Consider the following 24,536-nt stretch of genomic DNA (forward strand, 5'->3'; position numbering starts at 1 on the left):
TCTTCCGTACGACAGGGGGGATGGCGCTCCAGGCGTCCACCCCGCGGCGACCGGCGGGCGGCGAGGCCCGGGTGCCGGCCCCGGCGGGGGAGAGCGACCAGGCCGCCGCCGAGGACGCACCGCAGTCGGTGCCCGCCCAGGGCGGTGACGGCGAGGGCGCGGAGCACGCCGCGGCGGACGCGGAGCAGGGCTCGGCGGGCGAGCCGCGCAGCCGGGGCGGGGAGCGCTCCGCACGGGGCTCCGGGCCGGGCACGGGCGTGCAGGAAGGTTCTGCCGCCCCCGGCGCCGACCGGTCCCGCAAGCGCGGCAGGGCCGCCGCACGCCGCCCCAGCGGGCGTGAGCGCCACGACGAGAAGATCACCGTGTACGTCTCCGCCGAGGAGCTGATGGACCTGGAGCACGCCCGCCTGGTGCTCCGGGGCGAGCACGGCCTGGCCGTCGACCGCGGCCGCATCGTCCGCGAGGCGGTCGCCGTGGTCCTGGCCGACCTGGAATCCCGCGGTGACGCCAGCATCCTCGTACGACGACTGCGCGGGCGGTAGCGGTAGCCTGCGGGGGCCATGACCTCGAACGACACCCCCCACCCCGGCGGCGGCCCCCACCCGGGCGGCGGCCCGCGCGCCGGCCGCCGACGCGCGCTGGGCAGGGGCCCGGGGGCGCCGGTGACCGAGCCGCCGCCCGAGGAGGCACCCTCCGGCACCGGGCGTTCCCCGGCCGCCGTTCCGGAGGGCGCGGACCCCGGCGACCCGGTGGGGGCCCGGACGGCGGGGGAGCCCGGAGAGGGCACGCACCCCGGTCCCGTCCCGTCGGCGTCCCCCGCGAGGGAGGACGGCGAGCGGCACTCCCGGGGCGATCACGCCCCCGCCCCGGCCGCAGGACCCGGAGCCCCGGCGCGGGTCGGGGAGACGGCGGAGCCGGACGCGGACGAACGGGACCACCTGGGCCCCTCGGACACCGGGACGCCCGGCACGCCCGCGACGGGCCCGGGTTCCGCTGATCCCGGGACGCGGCCGGAGCCGGCCGACGCGGAAGCCGTGCCCGGGGCGTTCACCGCCGCACCGCCTCCGGGGGACGCGGGCCACGCCGGCCCCACGTCGGTCGAGCAGCCGGGTCCGGAGAGCGAGGAGCCCGAGACGCCCGACGACGGTGTCTTCAAGGTGCGGCTCGCCAACTTCGAGGGGCCGTTCGACCTGCTCCTCCAGTTGATCTCCAAGCACAAGATGGACGTCACCGAGGTCGCCCTGTCGAAGGTGACCGACGAGTTCATGGCACACATCCGGGCGATGGGGCCGGACTGGGACCTCGACCAGACCACCGAGTTCCTGGTGGTCGCGGCGACGCTGCTCGACCTGAAGGCGGCCCGGCTGCTCCCCGCCGCCGAGGTCGAGGACGAGGCCGACCTGGCCCTGCTGGAGGCCCGCGACCTGCTCTTCGCCCGCCTGCTCCAGTACCGCGCGTACAAGCAGATCGCGGAGATCTTCAACGACCGGCTCGCGACCGAGGCCCGCCGCTACCCCCGTACCGTCGGCCTGGAGGCCCACCACGCCGAGCTGCTGCCCGAGGTCGTCATCAGCATCGGCCCCGAGGGCTTCGCCAAGCTCGCCGTGAAGGCGATGCAGCCCAAGCCCAAGCCGCAGGTGTACGTCGAGCACATCCACGCGCCCCTGGTCAGCGTGCAGGAGCAGGCCGGCATCGTCGTCGCCCGCCTGAAGGAGCTGGGCGAGGCCAGCTTCCGCGTGCTGGTCCAGGACACCGGGGACACCCTGACCGTCGTCGCCCGCTTCCTGGCCCTGCTGGAGCTGTACCGGGAGAAGGCCGTCGAACTGGACCAGGAGACGGCCCTGGGCGATCTGCTGGTGCGCTGGACCGGCGGTGACGGGGAGACGCAGCCGGTGGTGACCGACGAGTTCGACCGGCCGCCCGAGGTGCCGAAGGAGGAGCAGAAGGCGTGAGTGAGCACACCAAGGAGGCCGACCGGGCCGAGGAGGCAGCGGAGGCCGAGGGCGGGCCGGACGGCGTCGCCGCCCTCGACCTCAAGCCCGCGCTCGAGGCCGTCCTCATGGTCGTCGACGAGCCCGCGACCGAGGAACGGCTGGCGAAGATACTGCAACGGCCCCGGCGACGGATCGCCGACGCCCTGCGCGAGCTGGCCGACGAGTACGCCGTCCAGGGCCGCGGCTTCGAGCTGCGCCTGGTGGCCGGCGGCTGGCGCTTCTACAGCCGGGCCGAGTACGCCGCCGCCGTCGAGGGCTTCGTCCTGGACGGCCAGCACGCCCGCCTCACCCAGGCCGCCCTGGAGACGCTCGCCGTCGTCGCCTACCGCCAGCCGGTCAGCCGCAGCCGCGTCTCCGCGGTGCGCGGCGTGAACTGCGACGGTGTGATGCGCACCCTCCTGCAACGGGGTCTCGTGGAGGAGGCGGGCACGGAACCCGAAACAGGTGCGATCCTGTACGTGACGACGAACTACTTCCTGGAGCGAATGGGCCTGCGCGGTCTCGACGAGCTCCCGGAGCTCGCGCCCTTCCTCCCCGAGGCGGAGGCGATCGAGGCCGACACGCTGGAAGGGGTCCCGTCGTTCGATCCGGACGCCCCGGATGCCGGGGACGCAGACGACAAGACGGAATTTTGATGCGAAGCAGCAGCGGCAGGAACAGCAGCGGAAACAACGGCGGGAGCCGTGGTGGCAACAGCGGCGGCCGCGGCGGGAGTGGCGGTGGCCGCGGCAACCACCGCGGCGCCGGCAACAACCGCGACGACAAGCAGGGCGGCCGTCCCAAGAAGCCGCGCCCGGAGGAGCGGCGCTACGACGTGGGCCCCGGCGCCACCCAGGACGGCCCCAAGTCGGGCCGCGGACCCTCGGCCCGCGGCGGCGCCAAGGGCGGCCCGAAGCGGCCCCAGCAGCGCGGCCGCAGCGCGCCCGCCACGTCCCGCGAGTACGAGACGCGGGCCGAGGAGCGCAACCGCGAGCGGTACGCGGGCACTTCCGAGCGGAACGCGGGCAAGGCAGACGTCAGGCTGCCCAAGACCTTCCCCGGCGCCGAGCAGGAGGGCGAGCGGCTTCAGAAGGTCCTCGCGCGCGCGGGCTACGGCTCCCGGCGCGCCTGCGAGGAGCTGATCGAGCAGGCCAGGGTCGAGATCAACGGCGAGATCGTCCTCGAGCAGGGACGCCGTGTCGACCCGGAGAAGGACGAGGTCAAGGTCGACGGCCTGACCGTCGCCACGCAGTCGTACCAGTTCTTCTCGCTGAACAAGCCCGCCGGTGTCGTCTCCACCATGGAGGACCCCGAGGGCCGCCAGTGCCTCGGCGACTACGTCACCAACCGCGAGACCCGCCTCTTCCACGTCGGCCGGCTCGACACCGAGACCGAGGGCGTCATCCTGCTCACCAACCACGGTGAGCTGGCCCACCGCCTGACCCACCCCCGGTACGGCGTGAAGAAGACCTACCTCGCGCACATCGTGGGCCCGATCCCGCGCGACCTCGGCAAGCGCCTCAAGGACGGCATCCAGCTGGAGGACGGGTACGCGCGCGCGGACCACTTCCGGGTCGTCGAGCAGACCGGCAAGAACTACCTGGTCGAGGTCACCCTGCACGAGGGCCGCAAGCACATCGTCCGCCGGATGCTGGCGGAGGCGGGCTTCCCCGTCGACAAGCTGGTGCGCACCGCCTTCGGCCCGATCACCCTGGGCGACCAGAAGTCGGGCTGGCTGCGCCGCCTGTCCAACACGGAGGTCGGGATGCTGATGCAGGAGGTCGACCTCTAGGTCTCCCAGGTCTCCAAGGGTTGTGACGAGCGCCCGCCTTCTTTATAGTCGTACTGACTATTAAGGGGGTGGGCGTTTCGTGCGCGGCTACGACAAGCACGCTTTCGAACCCTTCGCCGTCACCGTCGACCTCGCCGTCCTCACGCTGCGCGCGGGCGCGCTGCACGCGCTGCTCGTCGAGCGGGGGCAGGAGCCGTACGCGGGCCGCTGGGCGCTCCCCGGCGGCTTTCTGCTGCCCGAGGAGTCGGCGGAGACGGCGGCCAGACGCGAGCTGGCCGAGGAGACCGGCCTGGCGGACGTGACCGGGCTGCACCTGGAGCAGTTGCGGACCTACAGCGAGCCCGGCCGCGACCCCCGCATGCGGGTCGTGTCCGTGGCCTTCGCCGCCCTGCTGCCGGACCCTCCCGAGCCGCACGGCGGCGGTGACGCGGCCGAGGCCCGCTGGATGCCGTACGACGAGGCCGAGGGCCTCGCCTTCGACCACGGCCGGATCCTGGCCGACGCCCGGGACCGGGTCGGCGCCAAGCTGGAGTACACCTGCCTGGCCACCGCCTTCTGCCCGGCCGAGTTCACGCTGGGCGAGCTGCAACAGGTCTACGAGACGGTGTGGGGCACGGCCCTGGACCGGCCCAACTTCCGCCGCAAGGTCCTCGCCACGCCGGGGTTCGTCGAGGCGGTTCCCGGCGCCGCCCGCCTCACCGGCGGCCGCGGCAAACCGGCCGCCCTCTACCGCGCAGGGCCGGCCACCACCCTGCACCCACCGCTGCTCCGCACCCCTCGGGAAGGACGCCCCGCATGACCACGACCACCGGCACCAAACGCGCCGCCACCGGAGCGCTCACCGGCCTCGCCCTCGGCGACGCGCTGGGCTTCCCCACCGAGTTCAACGACGTGCCGGCCATCCTCGCCAAGTGCGGCCCCTGGCGGGAGATGAAGCTGCCCCGGCCCGCGATCGTCACCGACGACACCCAGATGACGCTGGCGCTGGGCAAGGGGCTGCGGACCGCCATGGACCGGGGCGTCCTGGCGCCCGAGGGGATGGCGGAGCCGGTGCGGCAGGAGTTCGTCGCCTGGAACCGCTCGCCCGAGAACAACCGGGCCCCGGGCAACACCTGCCTGCGGGCCTGCGACCTCCTGGAGCGGGCCGACCGCCCCTGGCAGGACGCCAGCCAGATCCACTCCAAGGGCTGCGGCGCCAACATGCGCGTCGCGCCGGTCGGGCTCGTCCCGGGCCTGAGCGACGAACAGCGTGCGGGCGCGGCCCAGTTGCAGTCCGCGCTCACCCACGGGCACCCCACCGCGCTCGCCGCATCCGACCTCACCGCGCACGCCGTACGGCTGCTCGCCGAGGGGGCCGAGCCGACCGGCCTGGTCGGGCTGCTGCGCTCGTACGCCTACGACAACCGCACCCGCTACCACGAGCGCTGGCTCGGCGACCTGTGGAGCCGCGCCCAGGACCCGACGCCCGAGCACTTCATCGCGCGCGGCTGGGACGAGTGCCTGGCGACACTGGACCGGCTCCAGGAGGCGGTGCGCACCGTCTCGCCCGAGACCGACCCCTGCCTGGCCGTCGGCGAGGGCTGGATCGCCGAGGAGGCCATGGCGGCCGGGCTGCTCTGCTTCCTGCTCTTCGTCGACGAGCCGCTCACCGCCCTGCGGCGCGGCGCCTGCACCTCCGGCGACTCCGACTCCATCGCCTGCCTCGCGGGCGCCTTCGCGGGCGCGCACCTGGGAGCCGACGCCTGGCCCGCCGACTGGGCGGACCGCATCGAGTACCGGGGCGACCTGCTGGCCCTCGGCGCCCTCTGGGACGCTTGAGCGCATGATCGACGCCCTCGACATCGACCTGGCCCCGGTGGTGGCCGAGCAGCCCTTCCCGGTGCTGTTCGCCACCGTCTCGGGCGCCCACCTGTACGGCTTCCCCTCCCGCGACTCCGACGTGGACCTGCGCGGCGTGCACCTGCTGCCCGCCGCCGACCTGGTCGGGCTGCGCGAGCCGGAGGAGACCAGGTCGCGGATGTGGGACCGGGACGGCGTCGAGATGGACCTGGTCACGCACGACCTGCGCAAGTTCGTCCGGCTGATGCTCCGACGCAACGGCTACGTGCTGGAGCAGCTGCTCTCCCCGCTGGTCGTGCACACCACGGAGGCCCACGGGGAGCTGGCCGGACTCGCGCCGGGGGTGCTCACCGGTCACCACGCCCACCACTACCGGGGGTTCGCGGGGACCCAGTGGCGGCTGTTCGAGAAGACCGGCCAGCTGAAGCCGCTCCTGTACACCTTCCGGGTCCTGCTCACCGGCATCCACCTGATGCGCACCGGGGACGTGCAGCCCCACCTGCCCACCCTCGTCGAGGAGGTCGACGCCGCTCCGGGGTACCTGCCCGAACTGGTCGCCGCCAAGGCCGAGCGGGAACACGGGGACGCGGACGTCGACCACGCGCGCGTGCGGGCCGACGTGGAGCGGCTGCACGGTGTCCTGGACGACGCCCAGGCCGCCTCAGCCCTCCCCGACGCCCCGACCGCGTACGACGCCCTGCACGACTTCGTCGTACGGACCCGGCTGGAGCGCTGAGGCGCGGCGGGTGCGGACCAGGAAGTCCTCGACGCGCCGTCGGTCCGGTTCGGCGGGCAGGCGGCTGCGCAGGGCGGCCTCCTCGCCCTCCCGGGCCAGGCGGCTCATCCACCCCTCCAGGACCGGCCAGGACACCTCGCCGCGCTTCACGGCGAGCAGCGGCTCCCGGTCCGCGCCGACGTCGATGGTCAGGACGCCCGTGCGCAGCAGGTCGCGGGCGGAGATCAGCAGCCTCAGCAGGTGCATCGCGTGCTTCCAGCGCGGGGCGCCGTGGGCGCGGACGTCGGCGTCGAGCTTGCGGCGCTGGCCGTGGGCGTAGCGGGTGAAGGTCTCGTAGGCCCGGCGGGAGAGGAACGCGTCGCGCAGGGCGAGCAGTTCGCGGCCCGTGTCGTCCACGCGCTCCACGAAGGGTGAGTGCAGACACTCCAGGATGTTCGGGTTCGCGCGCAGGGCCAGCTCGCAGAAGCGCTCCAGCTCCCAGCTGAACTGCTCCTCCCCGGGGCCCTCCACGTGCGTCGGCGGCTTCTCGAAGCGCCAGTACAGCGCGGTCGGCGCGAGGAAGACGCCCCGGCGGTCCGTGTCGCTGTCCTCCGTGGCCAGACCGAAGGCGCGCGAGCCCATGACGCAGGCGTAGACCGTGTGGTCACGGACCAGGGTCTCGGGGTTGCCGGGGGCTTCGGGGTGCATGGCCGGAGCGTACGCGGGCGGCTCACGCCAGGCGGACCGAATTTCCCTCCACCGTGATCTCCTTCCCGGGCAACGGCTTCGTGGCCGGACCCCGCACCACCGAGCCGTCGGCGGCGGAGAACCTGCTGCCGTGGCAGGCGCAGTCGATGGTGCCGTCCCGCACGTCCGAGACGATGCAGCCCTGGTGGGTGCAGACCGCCGAGAACGCCTTGAACTGGCCCTTCTCCGGCTGGGTCACCACGATCTTCCGGTCGGTGAGGACCGTGCCGCCGGCGATCGGGATGTCGTTCGTGGACGCCAGTTCCTGCCCGGAGGAGGTGGCCGGGGAACCGCCGTCGTCACCGCCTCCGCCGCAGCCCGCGCAGAGCGCCGCCGCGCCCGCGCCCGTGCAGAGGAGGACCGTACGGCGGGTCGGGGTCTGGGTCATGTCGCAACTCCGGGGAAGGGGGTTCCAGGCGAGGCCGCCAGCGTCTCAGGAGACGGGCGCCGCGGGCCGGTACGCGGCGGGCTGACTAGGCTGGACGGACCAAGAACCAGCAACGTCGGCAACGTCAGCAAGGAGCATCGCCGTGGCGGTACGAGCGGTCCGGGGCGCCGTCCAACTGGAGCGGGACGAGGCGGGGCACATGGACGAGCAGGTCGCGGCCCTGCTGACCGCCCTCATGGAGTGCAACGGCCTGACGGTCGACGACCTGATCAGCCTGTGGTTCACCGCCACCCCCGATCTGCACAGCGACTTCCCGGCCGCCGCGGCCCGCGGGCTCGGCATCACCGACGTGCCGCTGATCTGCGCCCAGGAGCTGGACATCGAGGGCGCCATGCCGCGCGTCGTCCGTGTTCTCGCCCACATCGAGTCCGACCGGCCCCGCGCCGGGATCACCCACGTCTACCTCGGCGCCGCCGCGGCCCTGCGCAAGGACATCGCCCAGTGAGAACCGCACTCGTCATCGGCACCGGCCTCATCGGCACCTCCGCCGCCCTCGCCCTCACCGCGCGGGGCGTCACCGTCCACCTCGCCGACCACGACCCCGAGCAGGCCCGCACCGCCGCCGCGCTCGGCGCCGGCACCGACGAGACCCCGGACGGACCGGTGGACCTCGCGATCGTCGCCGCCCCGCCCGCCCTGGTGGCCGACGTGCTCGCCGACGCCATGGCCCGCGGCGTCGCCCGCGGCTACATCGACGTCGCCAGCGTCAAGGGCGGACCCCGGCGGGAGCTGGAGGAACGCGGGCTCGACCTCTCCGCGTACATCGGCACCCACCCCATGTCCGGCCGGGAGAAGTCCGGGCCGCTGGCCGCCACCGCCGACCTCTTCGAGGGCCGCCCCTGGGTGCTGACCCCGACCCGGGACACCGACACCGAGGTGCTCAACCTCGCCCTGGAGCTGGTCTCGCACTGCCGCGCGGTGCCCGTGGTGATGGACGCGGACGCCCACGACCGCGCCGTGGCTCTCGTCTCCCACATGCCCCACCTGGTCTCCAGCATGGTCGCCGCGCGCCTGGAGCACGCCGAGGAGGCCGCCGTACGGCTGTGCGGGCAGGGCATCCGCGACGTGACCCGGATCGCCGCCTCCGACCCCCGGATGTGGATCGACATCCTCTCCGCCAACCCGGGACCGGTCGCCGACCTGCTCACCGACGTCGCCGCCGACCTGGAGGAGACGGTGCGGTCCCTGCGCGCCCTGGAGTCCGCCGACGCCGACAAGCGCCGCGAGGGCGGCACCGGCATCGCCGAGGTGCTGCGGCGCGGCAACGCCGGACAGGTCCGCGTCCCCGGCAAGCACGGGTCGGCACCGCGGGCCTACGAGACGGTGGCCGTCCTCATCGACGACCAGCCCGGCCAGCTGGCCCGCATCTTCGCGGACGCGGGACGGGCCGGGGTCAACGTCGAGGACGTACGGATCGAGCACGCGACCGGTCAGCAGGCCGGCCTGGTGCAGCTCATGGTCGAGCCGAGGGCCGCCGCCGTCCTCACGGCGGCCCTGAAGGAGCGGGGCTGGGCGATCCGGCAGTGATCGCGGGCCCACGGGGTCGTTCCCGGGTTCGTACGGCTGTCAGAGGGGTCCTGCGGGCCCGGTAACCTTGTGCGGGACGCGTTCGCGTCCCGCACACCACCCACCGCACCGCACCAGGAAGGTGTCCCCCCGTGGAAAACGGCGCCGCCCCGACCGCCCCGGCCGTGATTGTCGCCATCGACGGCCCCTCCGGCACGGGCAAGTCGAGCACGTCGAAGGCCGTGGCCGCACAGCTCGGCCTCAGCTACCTGGACACCGGTGCGCAGTACCGGGCGATCACGTGGTGGATGGTGAGCAACGGGATCGACACCGACGACCCGCACGCCGTCGCCGCCGCGGCCGGCAAGCCCGAGATCGTCTCCGGCACCGACCCGGCCGGCCCGACCATCACGGTCGACGGCGTGGACGTGGCCGGACCGATCCGCACCCAGGAGGTCACCTCCAAGGTCAGCGCGGTCAGCGCCGTACCGGAGATCCGCAGCCGGATCACCGAGTTGCAGCGCTCCATCGCCGCCGCCGCGCCGCTCGGCATCGTCGTCGAGGGCCGCGACATCGGCACCACCGTGCTGCCCGACGCCGACCTCAAGATCTTCCTCACCGCCTCGGCGGAGGCCCGCGCCGCCCGCCGCAGCGGCGAGCTGAAGGGCGCCGACGTCCACGCCACCCGCGAGGCCCTGATCAAGCGGGACGCGGCCGACTCCAGCCGCAAGACCTCCCCGCTGGCCAAGGCCGGCGACGCGGTCGAGGTGGACACCACCGCCCTCACCCTCGCGCAGGTCATCGAGTGCGTCGTCACCCTCGTCGAGGAGAAGCGGGCGGGCAAGTGACCGCATCCTCCGCCGCGCCCGCCCCCTCCGAGAAGGGCGCCGAGGTCGGCCGGCGCATCGGCGTCGGCCTGATGTACGGGCTGTGGAAGCCGCGCGTGCTCGGCGCCTGGCGGGTGCCCGCCACCGGCCCGGTGATCTACGCCGTCAACCACGCGCACAACGTCGACGGCCCGATGGTCATGGGCGTCGCGCCCCGGCCCACGCACTTCCTGATCAAGAAGGAGGCGTTCGTCGGCCCGCTGGGACGCTTCCTGACCGGCATCGGCCAGCTGCCGGTGGACCGCCACTCCGCCGACCGCACGGCCATAGGGCAGGCGCTCGGCGTGCTGGCGGACGGCGGCGTCCTCGGCATCTTCCCGGAGGGCACCCGCGGCGAGGGCGACTTCGCCTCGCTGCGCGCCGGGCTCGCCTACTTCGCGGTGCGCGGCGGCGCCCCGATCGTCCCGGTCGCCGTACTGGGAAGCACCGACCGTCCCGGACGGTTGATAAAGGCGCTGCCCCCGCTGCGCTCCCGCGTGGACGTCGTCTTCGGCGACCCCTTCGAGGCGGGCGACGGCAGCGGGCGGCGCACCCGCAAGGCGCTGGACGAGGCCACCGAACGCATCCAGAAGCAGCTCACCGCGCACCTGGAAAACGCCAGGCGCCTCACCGGGCGCTGAGTGACACTTGAGTAGTGGATCACCCGGTACAGGGGTGTTCCACCGATCACCACGATGAACGAGGTACGGACTTCATGAACGACCACATCCACTCCGAGGGCTCGGGCGGGGAGCACGACCACGGGGCGCTCGGCGACGCCGAGTACACGCAGTTCATGGAGCTGGCCGCCGAAGAGGGCTTCGACATCGAGGAGGTCGAGGGCGCGATCGAGGAGGCCGGGCACGGCCCGCTGCCCGTCCTCGCCGTCGTCGGCCGCCCCAACGTCGGCAAGTCGACCCTCGTGAACCGCATCATCGGCCGCCGCGAGGCCGTCGTCGAGGACAAGCCCGGCGTCACCCGCGACCGCGTCACCTACGAGGCCGAGTGGGCCGGGCGCCGCTTCAAGGTCGTCGACACCGGCGGCTGGGAGCAGGACGTCCTCGGCATCGACGCCTCCGTGGCCGCGCAGGCCGAGTACGCCATCGAGGCCGCCGACGCCGTCGTCTTCGTCGTGGACGCCAAGGTCGGCGCCACCGACACCGACGAGGCCGTCGTCCGGCTGCTGCGCAAGGCCGGCAAGCCCGTCGTGCTGTGCGCCAACAAGGTCGACGGCCCCAGCGGCGAGGCCGACGCCTCCTACCTGTGGTCGCTGGGCCTGGGCGAGCCGCACCCCGTCTCCGCGCTGCACGGCCGCGGCACCGGCGACATGCTGGACCGGGTCCTGGAGGCCCTGCCCGAGGCCCCGGCGCAGACCTTCGGCACCGCCGTCGGCGGCCCGCGCCGCATCGCTCTGATCGGCCGCCCCAACGTCGGCAAGTCCTCGCTGCTGAACAAGGTGGCCGGCGAGGAGCGCGTCGTGGTCAACGAACTCGCCGGCACCACCCGCGACCCGGTCGACGAACTGATCGAGCTGGGCGGCGTCACCTGGAAGTTCGTCGACACGGCGGGCATCCGCAAGCGCGTCCACCTCCAGCAGGGCGCCGACTACTACGCCTCGCTGCGCACCGCCGCCGCCGTCGAGAAGGCGGAGGTGGCCGTCGTCCTCGTCGACGCCTCCGAGTCGATCTCGGTCCAGGACCAGCGGATCGTCACCATGGCCGTCGAGGCGGGCCGCGCGATCGTCGTCGCCTACAACAAGTGGGACACCCTCGACGAGGAGCGCCGCTACTACCTGGAGCGGGAGATCGAGACCGAGCTGGGCCAGGTGGCGTGGGCGCCGCGGGTCAACGTCTCGGCGCAGACCGGCCGGCACATGGAGAAGCTGGTCCCCGCGATCGAGACCGCCCTGGCCGGCTGGGAGACCCGCGTCCCCACGGGCCGGCTCAACGCCTTCCTGGGCGAGCTGGTCGCCGCCCACCCGCACCCGGTGCGGGGCGGCAAGCAGCCGCGCATCCTCTTCGGCACCCAGGCGGGCACCAAGCCGCCGCGGTTCGTGCTCTTCGCCTCCGGCTTCATCGAGGCGGGCTACCGGCGCTTCATCGAGCGCCGGCTGCGCGAGGAGTTCGGCTTCGAGGGGACGCCGATCCACATCTCGGTGCGGGTGCGCGAGAAGCGCGGCGCGAAGAAGAAGTAGACAGCGGGAACACACAGTGACGCGTGAGGGGCGCCCCCGGCCGGGGCGCCCCTCACGCGTCACTCGTCCGGCGGTCAGGTGCCGGACCGCGGGGCCGGCGGCAGCGCCGCCGGAACGTGGTGCGTGCCGCCGACGCGCTGCCACACCGACTGCTGGCCGACGCGGGCGCTCTGGGCCCCCGCGCTGTAGGCGCTGTAGGCGCTTCTGCCGCGCGGGATGCTCCGGAAGGCCGTGAATCCCAGCTCCTCCTCACCGCTGCGATCGCCCGGCAGCGATCGGAAGGAGCGGACGTACTCGGCGTAGAGCGCGTCGTAGATCGGCGTGGCCGAGGGGCCGCCGTGGCGGTGGAAGGCGTCGTATGCGTACACGTATGTCCAAACGACCCCGCGCTGGAAGGGATGCGGCCCAGGTGGCGGCCGTCCGGCACCCGCGTGAACGGGATCAGGTTCCCGCCAGCGGCAGCGCCGCCGCGACCAGCTGTCCGTTCGCCGCCGCCTTGTCCAGCGCGTCCCGCAGCAGGTCCTCGCGCGGCTGCCGGCCGATCGACCCGACGGGCGCCGCGAACATCAGCACCTGCTGGTGCTTGTTGGCCGCCGTGCGCCAGCCCTCGGTGACCTGGAGCGGCTGGTGCGCCTGCCACCAGGCCACCGGCCGGCCGCCGTTCGTCCCGGGCTGGAGCACCGCGTGCAGCTGGCCCATCGCGAGCAGCACCGACCAGCCGTGCAGCACCGCCGGAGCGGACGCCAGCTCGGTGACCGGCATGAAGCCCTGCTCGATCAGCAGCGGCAGGAAGTCGTCGCCGGCGCCCGTCGTGCCGGGCCGCGCGATGGGCGCGGTCGGCTCCACCACGAGGGCCGGGTGCAGCTCCCCGGCGATGAGGATCAGTCCGCTGGTCACACCGAGCACGGCCTGCTCGGGCGCGGCCTTCTCGGGGGCGGCGGGAGCGGGCGCGGAGCGGGCCTGGTCGGCGCTGATGGACCGCACCGCCCCCTGCAACTGCTCCTCGGTGACCTTGACGACCTGCGAGGGCAGGCAGCCGGCGTGGGCGAAGGCGAGCACGGCGGTCTCGTCGCCGATGAACAGGACGGTGCTGGTGCGCTCCTGCTCGCAGTCGCCCGGGGTGCGGCAGGACGTGCAGTCGTAGCTGCCCGGGGCGGACTCCCCGGCCAGCAGACGGTCGGCTTCTTCGTCGCCGATCTCGGCGCGTACGTCGTCGCTGACGTCGAGCATGCGCGGCACGGGTGGCTCCCTCGGGATGCGGTGCGTGGCCGGACCGGGTGGCTCCCGGGCCGTGGGCCGGGCGGTCCCGGCTCATGCAAGGACAACGGGGGATCAGTGGCGGGAGTCACGCCCCACGGCCGACGGAATCGAACCATGACGGGTGGGTGATCCCGCGGGGGCCGGGAACGTCGCCGTGCCTCCAAGTGGCCTGTCCTGAGCTGCGGTTGAGCGCAATGAGCGGGTCGGTCCGGCATCCTCGGGAGTCGACAAATCAGGAAATCAGTGAAGGAACAGGGTGACCGGAAACGGTCGTTGCCGGCCGGGCATCCCGGTCGTGACCACATCGCAATCGGACACGGACAACCAGAAGGCGGGGTTCCGGGTCTAACCGGACGACGAGAAGCCCATTGGAGGAACCGCACCGCATGACGCCGCCGGCCCCACCGGCCGCCCCGCTGCGCGCCGACTGCATCGGCGACTCCGCGGGCGGTCTGACCTTCGACGTCGCCGCGCGCGGAAACGCCGGGGCGGCCCTGCTCATCCTGCGTCGCCGAGGCGCGGACGCCGTCGCCGACTCCTCGGCGGACACGGTCAGCCTGCCGCTGGCCCCGGCGGCGGAGGGCCGGCTGCGGGCGGCCCTGCCCAGCAGCGTGTCCCTGCCCGAGGGCCGCTGGGACGCGTACGCCCGCCTGGCCGGCGGCGAGCCGCGGCGCCTGGTGCCCGGCGTCACCGATCTGCGCTCCCTCGCCGAGCGCACCCCCAGCGGCCTGCTCGGCCACGTCGCCGTCCGCATCCCGTACGCCACCCGGCAGGGCAACCTCACCGTCCGCAGCTGGCTGCGCGCCCCGCACGCCGAAGCGGTGGACCTGCGCCTCGAGAGCGACGGGCTGACCGTGCGCGGACGGGTGTACGGCACCCAGCTCGTGCCCGGGGCCGACGCCGAGCTGCGCGCCCGGTCCGGTGACGGCGTGGGCGGCGGCGTACGCAGGCTGGACGTCGCCGCCGAGCGCACGGAGTTCGCCTTCACCGTCCCCTACGACGGCCTGGCGCCGGGCGACTGGGACCTGTGGCTGCGGCCCGCCGGCGACCTGGGCCCCGTGGTGCGCCTGGCGCGGCTGCTGGACGACGTCGCCGACAAGAACCCCGTCCTCACCTTCCCCCGCGCGCGTGTGCGGACGCCGCACGGCCCCGTGGCGGCCGGGCCGTACTACACCCGGGACAACGACCTGTCGCTCGCCGTCACCCCGCTGGACGCCTGAAGCCGCCGGAAGCCGAGCAGCGCCGCACGGGGCGGTCCGTGTGTCCGTGTGTCCGATGTTCGATTCGTGTAAGCGGTATGCGGGCGTTTGCGCGAGGGGGTGCGCAAGTTCGTTCGGTGGTGTTCGGGCGCGAAATGCGAGGCGTCGCCGGGGTGCTCGGACCGCCTTTTCCGTCCGCTTATTCGAGGGGTCACCGCGACTCGCGGGAATTCATCCGGTCCGCCCGCGGAAGTCGGGCAGAACCGTCCGTCCGTGTGAACGCGTTCCATCAAAACGCGCATCATGATCCTGTGACAGAAATGTGACCGTAGGTGCACCTGGGGCCCGCGTTACCGGCTTGGGCTTCCCCGCTCCCGGGGCAGGGCATAGCGTGGCGGCATGGCACCGATTCCGACACCCCCGGCCGAGCCCCAGGACAGTCCGGACACCTATGTCGGCCTCGATTCCGGCGCGGCCGAACGGCTGGCGCGGGAGCGGGGCTGGTCCACGGTGCGGTCCCTGGCGCCGGGCACGGTCATCACCATGGAGTACCGCGTGGGCCGTCTCAACTTCGAGGTGAAGGAGGGCCGGGTCTCCCGGGCCTGGAAGGGCTGAGGCGCGGCCGGCGGCCCCGGCGGTACGGTCAGCCGCCCGACAGGGGGCGCGCGGCCGGGGCGGAGCTGCGCGGGTGGCGGTCCGCGTGCGGCGGCCGACGGCTGCCGGCCGGCGTCACCGGCGTACGGTCCGAGCGCGCCGTGTGCGGGCCCGGGGCCAGGTGGGCGGGGGCGCGGGTGCCGCGGGGCGCGGCGACCGGCTCGCGAGCCGGTGCCTCCGGCCGGGCGGAACCGGGCGGGGTGACCGCCACGGGCGGGCCCAGCGGGCGCCGTGCCGTCCTCTCGCGGCCGATCCGCGCGTACCAGCGGTCGCGCAGGCCGAGGATCCACGCCTCCGCGCGGGTGATCAGCGGCTCGAACCAGGGGAGCGCCAGCAGGATCAGGAGTCCCGCCGCCCAGCCGAGCAGCACGTCGCTGAGCCAGTGCGTACCGAGGTAGACGGTGGACATGCCCACCCCGAGCGAGGTGACCGCGGACAGCGCGGACAGCCAGCGCCGGGCGCGGTGCGTCGAGGCCAGGTAGGCGAGGATGCCCCAGGTCACGACGGCGTTCGCGGTGTGACCGCTCGGAAATATATCGCCGCCGAGCCACATCTCGTTGGCGCCGATCGTGGTCGCGTAGTGGGGGCCGAGGCGGCCCATGCCGTACTTGGCGGCGCCGACGGTGGCGTTCAGCAGGAGCAGGGAGACCCCGAGCGCCAGCAGCGGACGCAGGGTGTGCTGCCGCCACGAGCGCCAGCCGAGCCAGGCCGAGACCATCACCGCGGTGGGGCCGCGCTGGCCGAGCACCACGTAGTAGTCGACGAACGCGTGGATCTCGGGCCACTGCTGGTAGGGCCGGAAGAACATGACCTGCCAGTCGAGCCGGACCAGCCACGAGGTGATCACCACGGCCCACACGATCGCGAGGTAGAACGCGAGGGTTCCGGCGAACAGCGCGAACCTGTGCCGGGACATCTCCGGCGCGTCCAGGAGCTCCGGTCGTTCCGGCTCCCGGTCCAGTCTCGCGAACACCCGGTCCAGACGGGTGGGCTTCCGTTCGGTACGCACCCAATCGACGTTACAGCGAGTGAGGAGTGATCCCTGACGAATCAACGGCTTTGTGATGACGATGTGATGTGGGATTCCTCTCAGGCTGCGCTCTATTTCCGGGTAATCCGCAATCCGGCCCGGCCGTGGAGTTGGACGTGCACTCGGCCCTGGACTTCAATTCCTTTGATCTGTCCGGTCGGCGGTTTTATCGTGCTTATGAATTCGTTCACCGAATGCTGGTACGGAATTGACCCGGCGGTCACGAGGCGGCCATCGGGCGGCCCCGGCCGGTCAGGGCGGTCCTGAGCCGTTCAGCCAGAACGCCCCGTACGCCGCGGACGCCACCGCGACGGCGCACACGACCGGCGCCGACCTGGAGGTACGCAGTCGCGCCAGGCCCAGGGCCAGGGGGAGGAGCAGCGGGAACGCGGGCAGCAGCAGCCGGGGCTTCGAGCCGAAGTAGCTCGACGCGCACAGGGCGAGCACGGTGACGATCCCCGTGTACACCAGCAGCGGGAGCGGCTGGCGCTGCCGTACGCACACCACGTACAGCCGGACCAGCAGCGCGACCCCGACGATCAGCCCGACGCCGGCCAGGGCCGCCGGGAACGACGTGAACTTGGCGGCGACGAAGCGGGCGAAGGCCGCGCCCCCGTCGAAGCCGTTGCGCCAGCCGGCCTGCACGTCGAGATAGCCGAGCGGGCCCTTGCCGGTGCGGTGACCGACCCACAGGACGTACCCGGCGGCGCCCAGGGGCGCGAGCAGCATGCCGAGCACGCGGCGCGCGCGGTCCCGGCCGTCGGGGCCGTTCCGGTCCCGTCCGAACGCCACGACCGCGGCCGCCCACACCGCCGCCGTCACCGCGAGCCCCACCGGGCGGGTCAGCCCGGCCAGCGAGGCCAGGATCCCCGCCGTCACCCAGCGCCCCGTCAGCACCGCGTACAGCGACCAGGCGGCCAGCGCCGTGAACAGGGACTCGCTGTACGCCATCGACTGCACGACCCCGACCGGCAGCACGGCCCACAACAGCACCGCGCACCCGCCGACGCGGCGGTCGTACACGTGGTCCGCCACCGCGAAGATCCCCCAGGCCGCGGCGAGCGAGGCGAGGAGGCTCACGACGAAGCCCGCGTCCGCGTACGACAGCGGGGAGACGGCCGCGCCGAGCCGCTCGAGCCAGGGCAGCAGCGGGAAGAACGCCAGGTTGGAGTGCACATCGCCGTTGGGCAGCCGCACCTCGTAGCCGTACCCCAACTCGGCGACCCTGGTGTACCAGAGCGAGTCCCAGCGGGCCGTCAGCAGCGTGTACGCGCTCTTGTCGCGCGCGGCGCTCCACAGGGCCAGGGCGAGCAGGCCCAGGGCGCGTACGGCCGCGTAGCCCAGCAGCGCCGGGGCGGCCCGGCGCAGGGCACCGGGCGGGCCCGGGGCGCCGGGGCGGCCCGCGGTGCGCGTTTCAAGATCGGTCACGGGCTCGATTATCTGCCGGGTGCGAGAGCCGCCGTCCCGTCGGGGCGGGCGGGACGGCGGTCGCAGTGGCGTATGCCACACGGGTGACGCGGGATGTGTGAGGCCTGCCACGTGTGTGGTGCACGCTCTGGCGTACTCTGGCGAATCACTCGCGTTCCGTTGCACGGCCCGGAGCCCCCGCTCCCCTCCGGCCGAGCCGCAGGGAGTCCCCACCCCGCGGCCCGCCGGACGCGAGGGAACATCTTGGAGGTACGTACATGTCCGGGACGACCACGGCTGCCGCTGGGCCGCGCCGTCGGGCGACCGGGGCCGGTGCCAACCGCTGGGTGGTCCTGGTCGTCCTCTGTGCCAGCCTGCTGCTCGTCGCCGTCGACGCGACCGTGCTGCACGTGGCGGTCCCCGCCGTCACCGAGGACCTCAGGCCCGGCGCCATCGAACTGCTCTGGATCGTCGACGTCTATCCACTGGTCTGCGCCTCGCTGCTGATCCTGTTCGGCACGCTGGGCGACCGGGTGGGCCGCAGACGGGTCCTGCTGCTCGGCTACGCCCTCTTCGGCGTCGCCTCCACGCTCGCGGCGCTCGCCGACACCGCCCAGGTGCTGATCGCGGCCCGCGCGCTGCTCGGCGTCGGCGGCGCGATGATCATGCCGGCGACGCTGTCGATCCTGCGGCAGGTCTTCCCCGACCGGCGGGAGCGGGCGCTGGCCATCGGCATCTGGAGTGCCGTGGCCGCGGTCGGCGCGGCGGTCGGACCGCTGCTCGGCGGTTTCCTCCTCGAGCACTTCTGGTGGGGGTCGGTCTTCCTCGTCAACATCCCGCTGATGCTGGTCAGCCTGCCGGTGGGGCGGCTGCTGCTGCCCGAGTCGAAGGGCGACGGCCGCGGGCCCTGGGACGTGGTCGGCGCGCTGATGGCGGCGGGCGGTCTGTTCGGCGTCGTCCTGGGCGTGAAGCGGCTGGGCGGCGGGGAGCCGGTGGCGAGCCTGCTCACCCTGCTGCCGCTGGCGGCGGGCGCGGCGCTGCTGGCGGGCTTCGTACGCCGCCAGCGGCGGCGCACGTATCCGCTGGTGGACCTCGCGATGTTCCGGCGGCCGGCGTTCAGTACGTCGGTGGGGTGCATCGTGCTGGCCATGCTGGCGCTGGTGGGGCTCGAGCTGATCGCCGCGCAGTACCTGCAACTGGTGCTCGGTCTTTCCCCGCTGGAGACCGGGCTGCGGCTGCTGCCGCTGACCTTCGCGGCGATGGCGGCGGGGCTCGCGGGTGCGCGGCTGCTGCGGCGCTTCGGGCCGCGGCGGATGGTGTGCGCGGGGTTCTGCCTGACGGCCTTCGCGGTGGTGCTGCTCACGGCGATGGGACGGGCCGACAACTGCGCGCTGCTGCTGACCGGGTTCGTGCTGCTCGGCTTCGGTCTGGAGACGACGCTGTTCGGGGCGTACGAGTCGATGCTGAGCGAGGCGCCGCAGGAGCAGTCGGGGGGCGCGGCGGCGATCGGGGAGACCTCGTACCAGCTGGGCGCCGGGATCGGTATCGCCCTGCTGGGCAGCGTGATGAACGCGGCGTACGCGCCCGGACTGACGGGGGGTGTGCCCGGGGTGCCGTCGTCGGCGTCGGTGGCGGCGGGGCATTCGCTGGGGGAGGCGTACGAGGTTGCCGGGCAGCTCGGGGGGCCTGCGGGGGTCGCGCTGCGGCGGGCCGCGGGGGACGCGTTCGTGCACGGGCTGCATGTGACGTTGGTGGTGAGTGCGGTGTTGTTGCTGTTGGGGGCGGTGATGGCGTTGCGGTTGCCGCGGGTGATGCAGTGCGAGGAGGTTTCGGTGCCGGCGCCCCGGGGCTCGGTGGATGCCCAGTCCCGCGTCTCGGTGTGACCCCACGGCCTCCCACCCACGCACCACCCGTTCACCGTCGGGAGCGGGGTGGACGTTTCCCGTGGGTGGCCGAGGAGCGTCGGCGGCTGCCGGCCCGTCACGGGTCCGGCTCCAGAGCCGCGGCATCGCGGGCTCGCGCGCAGTGCGCCGCGAGCTGCCGCACCGCCCCTGCGCGAGGCGTCGCACGGCCTGCCGTGAGTTGCCGCAGCGTCCCGTGCACGAGGCGTCGCACGGCCTGCCGTGAGTTGCCGCAGCGTCCCGTGCACGAGGCGTTGCACGGCCTGCCGTGAGTTGCCTCCCCGCCGCGACGGGCCGTCATCGCTCTTCGCACCGCGTGTCGCCACCCACCCCCACCGCAAGCCGCCGGCGGTGGGTCACCCCCGCGGGCGACGTCCGCCTCGTTCCCGACGGTGAACGGGTGGTGCGTGGGTGGGGGACTGGCATGGTGGACGTGGGGAGCGGTGCGTCGTAACGTCGGCATGAGAGTCGTAACTAGCGCCGCTAGTTTTAAAGTCCCCCGGAGGGTGTCCCATGGCCGCGTCCCCCAAGTTGCCCGCGTTCGACCCCGCCGACCCCCTCGGCATCGACGACCTGCTGGAACCGGAGGACCTGGCGGTCCGGGACACCGTGCGGGGCTGGGCCGCGGACCGTGTGCTGCCGTACGTCGCGGACTGGTACGAGAAGGGCGAGCTGCCCGGGATCCGGGAGCTCGCGCGCGACCTCGGGGGCATCGGCGCGCTCGGCATGTCCCTGGAGGGGTACGGCTGCGCCGGCGCGAGCGCCGTCCAGTACGGGCTGGCCTGTCTGGAGCTGGAGGCGGCCGACTCCGGCATCCGCTCCCTGGTCTCCGTGCAGGGTTCCCTCGCCATGTACGCCATCCACCGCTTCGGGAGCGAGGAGCAGAAGGAGGCGTGGCTGCCGCGCATGGCCGCCGGTGAGGTCATCGGGTGCTTCGGGCTGACCGAGCCCGACCACGGGTCCGACCCCGCCAACATGCGCACCCGCGCCAAGCGGGACGCCGGCGGGGACTGGGTGCTCAACGGGCGCAAGATGTGGATCACCAACGGCTCGGTGGCCGGCGTCGCCGTGGTCTGGGCGCAGACCGAGGAGGGGATCCGCGGGTTCGTCGTGCCGACCGACAGCGCGGGGTTCTCCGCGCCCGAGATCAAGCACAAGTGGTCCCTGCGCGCCAGCGTCACCAGCGAGCTCGTCATGGACGACGTACGGCTGCCCGCCGACGCGGTGCTGCCGGAGGTGACCGGGCTGCGCGGGCCGCTGAGCTGTCTGTCGCACGCCCGTTACGGGATCGTCTGGGGCTCGATGGGGGCGGCGCGCAGTTCCTTCGAGGCGGCCGTGGAGTACGCGAAGTCGCGGGAGCAGTTCGGGCGGCCCATCGGAGGCTTCCAGCTGACCCAGGCCAAGCTCGCCGACATGGCGGTCGAACTGCACAAGGGGATCCTGCTCGCCCACCACCTCGGGCGGCGCATGGACGCCGGCCGCCTGCGTCCCGAGCAGGTCAGCTTCGGCAAGCTCAACAACGTGCGCGAGGCCATCGACATCTGCCGTACGGCCCGTACGATCCTCGGCGCCAACGGGATCTCGCTCGAATATCCCGTGATGCGGCACGCGACGAACCTGGAATCGGTGCTCACCTACGAGGGCACCGTCGAGATGCACCAGCTGGTGCTGGGCAAGGCGCTCACCGGGCTCGACGCCTTCCGGTGAGAGGCCGGGGGTGGGGCGGGGCCGTGTGTGCGGCCCCGCCTCAGCTCTGGTTGAAGAAGCCGTCGGAACGGTGCGCGGCGGGCTCGCCGCTGATGACCTGGGTGTCGGCCGGGCTGAGCAGGAACACGCGGGTGGACACCCGCTCGATCGAACCGCGCAGGCCGAAGATGAGTCCGGCCGCGAAGTCGACGACCCGCTTGGCGTCGGTGCCCTCCATGGCCGTCAGGTTCACGATGACCGGGACGCCGTCCCGGAACAGCTCACCGATGGCCCGCGCGTCCCGGAAGCTGTCCGGGGTGACCGTCGCGATGCGGCGGCCCTTCTCCTCGGCCACGTCCGAGGCCACCTTCACCCGCGGGTCCGTGACCCAGGCGTCCCCGGGCTGCTCGGTGCCCTCGGAGTAGTCGTCGTCGTAGTAACGCTCGTCATCGTTGTCGTCGACGAGGCCGAGCCACGCACTCGCCTTGCGTACCGATCCCATGGACGCCTCCTCTCACAGCGGTCTTTCGTGCTTCCGCATCCCTATGGTCATCCATGATGCGGACGTCGCGCCAAGTGGATAGACGCCGCGCGGGGGGTTTGTGACGGTACTGGTGCACAGCGGATCCGTCGAGAGTCCTTGTGTCCCAAGGGTCGTTTCCCAAACGGCTGCTGACTGTGAGTGAAATATGATTCTTCACGGCACACGGGTGAGGACGGGTGCGTACGGGTGAAGTGGGCGGTCGGTACGATGCCGCAGCTCAGCGTCGTACCAACCACGGGGGAGCGTCGTGTTCGGAATCGTCAGGCCGTGCAGGCACCGGCTCGGAGAGAGCCTCACGAGTCAGTGGATGGCTCATTTGTGCGGATTGTGCCTCGCACTGCGCAAGGATCACGGGCAGTTCGCACGGATCGTGACGAACTATGACGGGCTGCTCATATCGGTTTTGACGGAGGCTCAGGCGGAGCGGGGCGGTGCGGGCGCCGGGCGGCGCACCGCCGGGCCCTGCCCGCTGCGCGGGATGCGCACCGCGTCCGTCGCGCACGGCGAGGGCGCCCGGCTCGCGGCGGCCGTCTCCCTGGTGCTGGCCTCGGCCAAGGTGCGCGACCATGTCGCCGACGGTGACGGCCTGCTGGCCCGCCGGCCGGTGGCCCTCGCCGCCCGCCGCATCGCCGGCGGCTGGGACGCCGCCGGAGCGCGCGGCGGCAGCGCCGTCGGCTTCGACACCGCCGTACTGGTGGACGCCGTGGACCGGCAGGGCGGCATCGAGGCGCTCGCCGGGCCCGGAACGCCGCTGCTCACCGTCACCGAACCGACCGAGACCGCGACCGCCGCCGCCTTCGCGCACACCGCGCACCTCGCCGGGCGGCCGCACAACGCGGCGCCGCTCGCCGAGGCCGGCCGCCTCTTCGGCCGGCTCGCCCACCTCCTGGACGCCGTGGAGGACCGGGAGGCCGACGCCGCCGCCGGCGCCTGGAACCCGCTCACCGCCACCGGGACGCCGCTCACCGAGGCCCGGCGGCTCGCGGACGACGCCGTGCACGGGGTGCGGCTGGCCCTGCGGGAGGCCGAGTTCACCGACGGGCGGCTGGTGCACCGGCTGCTCGTGCACGAGCTGGGCAGTTCCGTGGACCGCGCGTTCGGCACCGTCTCGTGCGCCCACGGCAGCCATCCGTACGCCCCTCCCGGCGCGCCCGGTACCCCGGGTGCTCCCGGCGGTCCCGGTGGGCCGACGCCCCCGGAGCCGCCGCGCCGCGACCGGCGCGGGCTGCTCGCGGGCTGCGCGGTGTGGCTCGGGCTGGCCTGCACCTGCCAGATGTGCTGCGGCACCTTCAACGACCCCTGGAGCGGGCAGCGCCGGGAAGGCCTCTGCTCCCAGTGCGACTGCGGCAACTGCTGCGACTGCTGTGACTGCTGTAGCAACTGCTGCGGCGACGACGGCTGCGACTGCGGCTGCGACGGGTGCGACTGCGGCTGTAGCTGCTGAGGCGCCGTCAGTCCCGTCGGGTTCCCGTCGGGTTCCTGTCGATTCCCGTCGGCCGGCCCGGTGCTCGTCGGCGGGCGCCGGCCGGAGGGCCATCCGGAGGGGCGACTTCCGGACATCCCCGTGCGGCGGGAGAGCGCGGAACCGGGCCGAGCGGCAGCAGGAGTTGGCAGGGGTCGGGTAAAAGTCGTTCAAAGCTTGACGGCCGAAAGGCACCCTTGCGCCGACCGGTCGTTCGGCCGAATACTCCAACCTCAGCGCTTGTCAGGGGCACGACGTATCCGGAACCCGGAGGTCCGTCCCTGGCTGCGCCTCACGGGCCCCCAACCCCACAAGAGGGGCCCCCGACTTCCCCTGTGGAGGAACGAAAAGTGAGGATCAAGCGCACCAACCCCCGCAGCGGCATCACGAGACGGACTCGGCTGATCGCCGTATCCACCGGCCTCGTGGCCGCCGCCGCCATCGCGATCCCCAGCGCGAACGCGGCACCCACCCCGGCCACCTTCAGCGCCGCCGAACTGAACAGCGCCAGTGGCGCGGTGCTCCAGGCCGACGTCCCCGGCACCGCCTGGGCCGTCGACGGCAAGTCCGGCCGGGTGCTGCTCACCGTCGACAGCACCGTCTCCCAGGCCGAGATCGCGAAGATCAAGGAGCAGGCCGGCGACAAGGCCGGTGCGCTCACGATCAAGCGCACCCCCGGCACGTTCAACAAGCTCATCCAGGGCGGCGACGCCATCTACGCGAGCAGCTGGCGCTGCTCCCTCGGCTTCAACGTCCGCACCAGCAGCGGCGCCGAGTACTTCCTGACCGCCGGTCACTGCACCGACGGCGCCGGCACCTGGTGGTCCAACTCCGGGCACTCCACCGTTCTCGGCTCGACGGCCGGGTCCAGCTTCCCGGGCAACGACTACGGCATCGTCCGGTACACCAACAGCTCGGTCAGCAAGCCCGGCACCGCGGGCGGCGTGGACATCACCCGCGCGGCCACCCCGAGCGTGGGCACCACCGTCATCCGTGACGGCTCCACCACCGGCACCCACAGCGGCCGGGTCACCGCCCTGAACGCCACGGTGAACTACGGCGGCGGCGACATCGTCGGCGGTCTGATCCAGACCACGGTCTGCGCCGAGCCCGGCGACTCCGGCGGTCCGCTCTACGGCAGCAACGGCACCGCGTACGGTCTGACCTCCGGCGGCAGCGGCAACTGCTCCTCCGGCGGTACGACGTTCTTCCAGCCGGTCACGGAGGCCCTGAACGCCTACGGCGTCAGCGTCTACTAGACCGCCCACCGGCGCGACCCGGACTGTCACGGGTCACGCCGGAGCGCGGCCGGC

25 protein-coding genes are annotated in these 24,536 nt (G+C 73.2%); 18 read left to right on the top strand and 7 right to left on the bottom strand.

The window, feature by feature from the left end:
• Window positions 1-20 precede the first annotated feature (20 nt).
• The 7 genes from OHA99_RS29315 to OHA99_RS29345 all read left to right on the top strand — a co-directional run bounded on the left by OHA99_RS29315 (window position 21) and on the right by OHA99_RS29345 (window position 6,340).
• Window positions 21-542, top strand: a complete 522-nt coding sequence (locus OHA99_RS29315) for a hypothetical protein (protein ID WP_228126234.1) — start codon at window positions 21-23, stop codon at window positions 540-542.
• Window positions 543-938: 396 nt separating this feature from the next.
• Complete coding sequence (locus OHA99_RS29320; RefSeq protein ID WP_405699017.1) at window positions 939-1,952, top strand: segregation/condensation protein A; 1,014 nt, start codon at window positions 939-941, stop codon at window positions 1,950-1,952.
• A 107-nt stretch (window positions 1,953-2,059) separates the two neighbouring features.
• Window positions 2,060-2,629, top strand: coding sequence for an SMC-Scp complex subunit ScpB (scpB, locus tag OHA99_RS29325; protein ID WP_202483124.1), 570 nt, complete (start codon window positions 2,060-2,062; stop codon window positions 2,627-2,629).
• Window positions 2,629-3,765 (top strand): pseudouridine synthase, encoded by a 1,137-nt coding sequence (locus OHA99_RS29330; RefSeq protein WP_405698360.1) that lies wholly within the window; start codon window positions 2,629-2,631, stop codon window positions 3,763-3,765. Before scpB ends, OHA99_RS29330 begins: the two co-directional genes overlap by 1 nt.
• A gap of 79 nt (window positions 3,766-3,844) precedes the next feature.
• Entirely contained in the window at window positions 3,845-4,564 is a 720-nt protein-coding gene (locus tag OHA99_RS29335; RefSeq protein WP_153180548.1) for an NUDIX domain-containing protein, read from the top strand.
• On the top strand, window positions 4,561-5,583 hold the full coding sequence (locus OHA99_RS29340; RefSeq protein WP_345963754.1) for an ADP-ribosylglycohydrolase family protein: 1,023 nt from the start codon (window positions 4,561-4,563) through the stop codon (window positions 5,581-5,583). The genes OHA99_RS29335 and OHA99_RS29340 overlap by 4 nt, the downstream gene beginning before the upstream one ends.
• 4 nt (window positions 5,584-5,587) lie before the next feature.
• The gene (locus OHA99_RS29345; RefSeq protein WP_164385290.1) at window positions 5,588-6,340 is read left to right on the top strand and encodes a nucleotidyltransferase domain-containing protein; all 753 of its coding nucleotides are present in this window, start codon (window positions 5,588-5,590) and stop codon (window positions 6,338-6,340) included.
• On the opposite strand, the gene OHA99_RS29350 is transcribed toward OHA99_RS29345, so the two are convergent.
• On the bottom strand, window positions 6,266-7,027 hold the full coding sequence (locus OHA99_RS29350) for a DNA polymerase beta superfamily protein (protein WP_405698361.1): 762 nt from the start codon (window positions 7,025-7,027) through the stop codon (window positions 6,266-6,268). The two genes, OHA99_RS29345 and OHA99_RS29350, sit on opposite strands and share 75 nt — an antisense overlap.
• Window positions 7,028-7,049: 22 nt before the next feature.
• Window positions 7,050-7,454 carry a Rieske (2Fe-2S) protein gene (locus tag OHA99_RS29355; protein ID WP_153180552.1) on the bottom strand — a complete coding sequence of 135 codons (405 nt, stop codon included), beginning with the start codon at window positions 7,452-7,454 and terminating at the stop codon, window positions 7,050-7,052.
• A gap of 142 nt (window positions 7,455-7,596) precedes the next feature.
• On the opposite strand from OHA99_RS29355, the gene aroH reads away from it, so the two are divergent.
• From aroH to der, 5 genes are all read left to right on the top strand, one after another.
• A complete protein-coding gene (gene aroH, locus OHA99_RS29360; RefSeq protein ID WP_405698362.1) occupies window positions 7,597-7,959 on the top strand; it encodes a chorismate mutase in 363 nt (120 codons plus the stop codon).
• Window positions 7,956-9,041, top strand: a complete 1,086-nt coding sequence (locus tag OHA99_RS29365) for a prephenate dehydrogenase (protein ID WP_282881056.1) — start codon at window positions 7,956-7,958, stop codon at window positions 9,039-9,041. Before aroH ends, OHA99_RS29365 begins: the two co-directional genes overlap by 4 nt.
• A gap of 131 nt (window positions 9,042-9,172) precedes the next feature.
• Entirely contained in the window at window positions 9,173-9,868 is a 696-nt protein-coding gene (cmk, locus tag OHA99_RS29370) for a (d)CMP kinase (RefSeq protein WP_153180555.1), read from the top strand.
• Window positions 9,865-10,527, top strand: coding sequence for a 1-acyl-sn-glycerol-3-phosphate acyltransferase (locus OHA99_RS29375; RefSeq protein WP_153180556.1), 663 nt, complete (start codon window positions 9,865-9,867; stop codon window positions 10,525-10,527). The genes cmk and OHA99_RS29375 overlap by 4 nt, the downstream gene beginning before the upstream one ends.
• Before the next feature lie 74 nt (window positions 10,528-10,601).
• Window positions 10,602-12,080 carry a ribosome biogenesis GTPase Der gene (gene der / locus OHA99_RS29380; protein WP_153180557.1) on the top strand — a complete coding sequence of 493 codons (1,479 nt, stop codon included), beginning with the start codon at window positions 10,602-10,604 and terminating at the stop codon, window positions 12,078-12,080.
• A gap of 74 nt (window positions 12,081-12,154) precedes the next feature.
• On the opposite strand, the gene OHA99_RS29385 is transcribed toward der, so the two are convergent.
• Both OHA99_RS29385 and OHA99_RS29390 read right to left on the bottom strand, forming a co-directional pair.
• Window positions 12,155-12,448 carry a hypothetical protein gene (locus OHA99_RS29385; protein ID WP_102931335.1) on the bottom strand — a complete coding sequence of 98 codons (294 nt, stop codon included), beginning with the start codon at window positions 12,446-12,448 and terminating at the stop codon, window positions 12,155-12,157.
• Window positions 12,449-12,521: 73 nt separating this feature from the next.
• Window positions 12,522-13,319, bottom strand: a complete 798-nt coding sequence (locus OHA99_RS29390) for a hypothetical protein (protein ID WP_007448008.1) — start codon at window positions 13,317-13,319, stop codon at window positions 12,522-12,524.
• A 407-nt stretch (window positions 13,320-13,726) separates the two neighbouring features.
• On the opposite strand from OHA99_RS29390, the gene OHA99_RS29395 reads away from it, so the two are divergent.
• Together OHA99_RS29395 and OHA99_RS29400 are read left to right on the top strand one after the other, a co-directional pair.
• A complete protein-coding gene (locus tag OHA99_RS29395) occupies window positions 13,727-14,560 on the top strand; it encodes a hypothetical protein (protein WP_405698363.1) in 834 nt (277 codons plus the stop codon).
• Between the two features lie 378 nt (window positions 14,561-14,938).
• On the top strand, window positions 14,939-15,154 hold the full coding sequence (locus OHA99_RS29400) for an I78 family peptidase inhibitor (protein ID WP_153180559.1): 216 nt from the start codon (window positions 14,939-14,941) through the stop codon (window positions 15,152-15,154).
• Window positions 15,155-15,182: 28 nt separating this feature from the next.
• On the opposite strand, the gene OHA99_RS29405 is transcribed toward OHA99_RS29400, so the two are convergent.
• Both OHA99_RS29405 and OHA99_RS29410 read right to left on the bottom strand, forming a co-directional pair.
• Window positions 15,183-16,202, bottom strand: coding sequence for a phosphatase PAP2 family protein (locus OHA99_RS29405; protein ID WP_164385295.1), 1,020 nt, complete (start codon window positions 16,200-16,202; stop codon window positions 15,183-15,185).
• A 273-nt stretch (window positions 16,203-16,475) separates the two neighbouring features.
• Window positions 16,476-17,651: a mannosyltransferase family protein gene (locus OHA99_RS29410; RefSeq protein WP_405698364.1), complete on the bottom strand. Its 1,176-nt coding sequence runs from the start codon at window positions 17,649-17,651 to the stop codon at window positions 16,476-16,478.
• Between the two features lie 257 nt (window positions 17,652-17,908).
• On the opposite strand from OHA99_RS29410, the gene OHA99_RS29415 reads away from it, so the two are divergent.
• Both OHA99_RS29415 and OHA99_RS29420 read left to right on the top strand, forming a co-directional pair.
• On the top strand, window positions 17,909-19,513 hold the full coding sequence (locus OHA99_RS29415; RefSeq protein WP_405698365.1) for an MFS transporter: 1,605 nt from the start codon (window positions 17,909-17,911) through the stop codon (window positions 19,511-19,513).
• Window positions 19,514-20,044: 531 nt separating this feature from the next.
• Window positions 20,045-21,238 carry an acyl-CoA dehydrogenase family protein gene (locus OHA99_RS29420; RefSeq protein WP_405698366.1) on the top strand — a complete coding sequence of 398 codons (1,194 nt, stop codon included), beginning with the start codon at window positions 20,045-20,047 and terminating at the stop codon, window positions 21,236-21,238.
• 40 nt (window positions 21,239-21,278) lie between these two features.
• Here OHA99_RS29420 and OHA99_RS29425 read toward each other — a convergent pair whose 3' ends face one another.
• The gene (locus OHA99_RS29425; protein WP_007447969.1) at window positions 21,279-21,719 is read right to left on the bottom strand and encodes a cell division protein SepF; all 441 of its coding nucleotides are present in this window, start codon (window positions 21,717-21,719) and stop codon (window positions 21,279-21,281) included.
• Between the two features lie 289 nt (window positions 21,720-22,008).
• On the opposite strand from OHA99_RS29425, the gene OHA99_RS29430 reads away from it, so the two are divergent.
• Together OHA99_RS29430 and OHA99_RS29435 are read left to right on the top strand one after the other, a co-directional pair.
• Window positions 22,009-23,205, top strand: a complete 1,197-nt coding sequence (locus OHA99_RS29430; protein ID WP_153180564.1) for a DUF5685 family protein — start codon at window positions 22,009-22,011, stop codon at window positions 23,203-23,205.
• Between the two features lie 368 nt (window positions 23,206-23,573).
• Complete coding sequence (locus OHA99_RS29435) at window positions 23,574-24,482, top strand: S1 family peptidase (protein ID WP_153180565.1); 909 nt, start codon at window positions 23,574-23,576, stop codon at window positions 24,480-24,482.
• The last annotated feature ends 54 nt before the right edge of the window (window positions 24,483-24,536 follow it).

This window comes from Streptomyces coelicoflavus, assembly GCF_045041415.1.
GTDB lineage: Bacteria > Actinomycetota > Actinomycetes > Streptomycetales > Streptomycetaceae > Streptomyces > Streptomyces coelicoflavus.

Bases quoted from the DNA above. Each gene is read 5' to 3' on its own strand.
- OHA99_RS29315 (WP_228126234.1), top strand. From the start codon at position 21: ATGGCGCTCCAGGCGTCCACCCCGCGGCGACCGGCGGGCGGCGAGGCC.
- scpB (WP_202483124.1), top strand. From the start codon at position 2,060: ATGGTCGTCGACGAGCCCGCGACCGAGGAACGGCTGGCGAAGATACTG.
- OHA99_RS29330 (WP_405698360.1), top strand. From the start codon at position 2,629: ATGCGAAGCAGCAGCGGCAGGAACAGCAGCGGAAACAACGGCGGGAGC.
- OHA99_RS29340 (WP_345963754.1), top strand. From the start codon at position 4,561: ATGACCACGACCACCGGCACCAAACGCGCCGCCACCGGAGCGCTCACC.
- OHA99_RS29345 (WP_164385290.1), top strand. From the start codon at position 5,588: ATGATCGACGCCCTCGACATCGACCTGGCCCCGGTGGTGGCCGAGCAG.
- OHA99_RS29350 (WP_405698361.1), bottom strand. From the start codon at position 7,027: ATGCACCCCGAAGCCCCCGGCAACCCCGAGACCCTGGTCCGTGACCAC.
- OHA99_RS29355 (WP_153180552.1), bottom strand. From the start codon at position 7,454: ATGACCCAGACCCCGACCCGCCGTACGGTCCTCCTCTGCACGGGCGCG.
- der (WP_153180557.1), top strand. From the start codon at position 10,602: ATGAACGACCACATCCACTCCGAGGGCTCGGGCGGGGAGCACGACCAC.
- OHA99_RS29395 (WP_405698363.1), top strand. From the start codon at position 13,727: ATGACGCCGCCGGCCCCACCGGCCGCCCCGCTGCGCGCCGACTGCATC.
- OHA99_RS29400 (WP_153180559.1), top strand. From the start codon at position 14,939: ATGGCACCGATTCCGACACCCCCGGCCGAGCCCCAGGACAGTCCGGAC.
- OHA99_RS29415 (WP_405698365.1), top strand. From the start codon at position 17,909: ATGTCCGGGACGACCACGGCTGCCGCTGGGCCGCGCCGTCGGGCGACC.
- OHA99_RS29420 (WP_405698366.1), top strand. From the start codon at position 20,045: ATGGCCGCGTCCCCCAAGTTGCCCGCGTTCGACCCCGCCGACCCCCTC.
- OHA99_RS29425 (WP_007447969.1), bottom strand. From the start codon at position 21,719: ATGGGATCGGTACGCAAGGCGAGTGCGTGGCTCGGCCTCGTCGACGAC.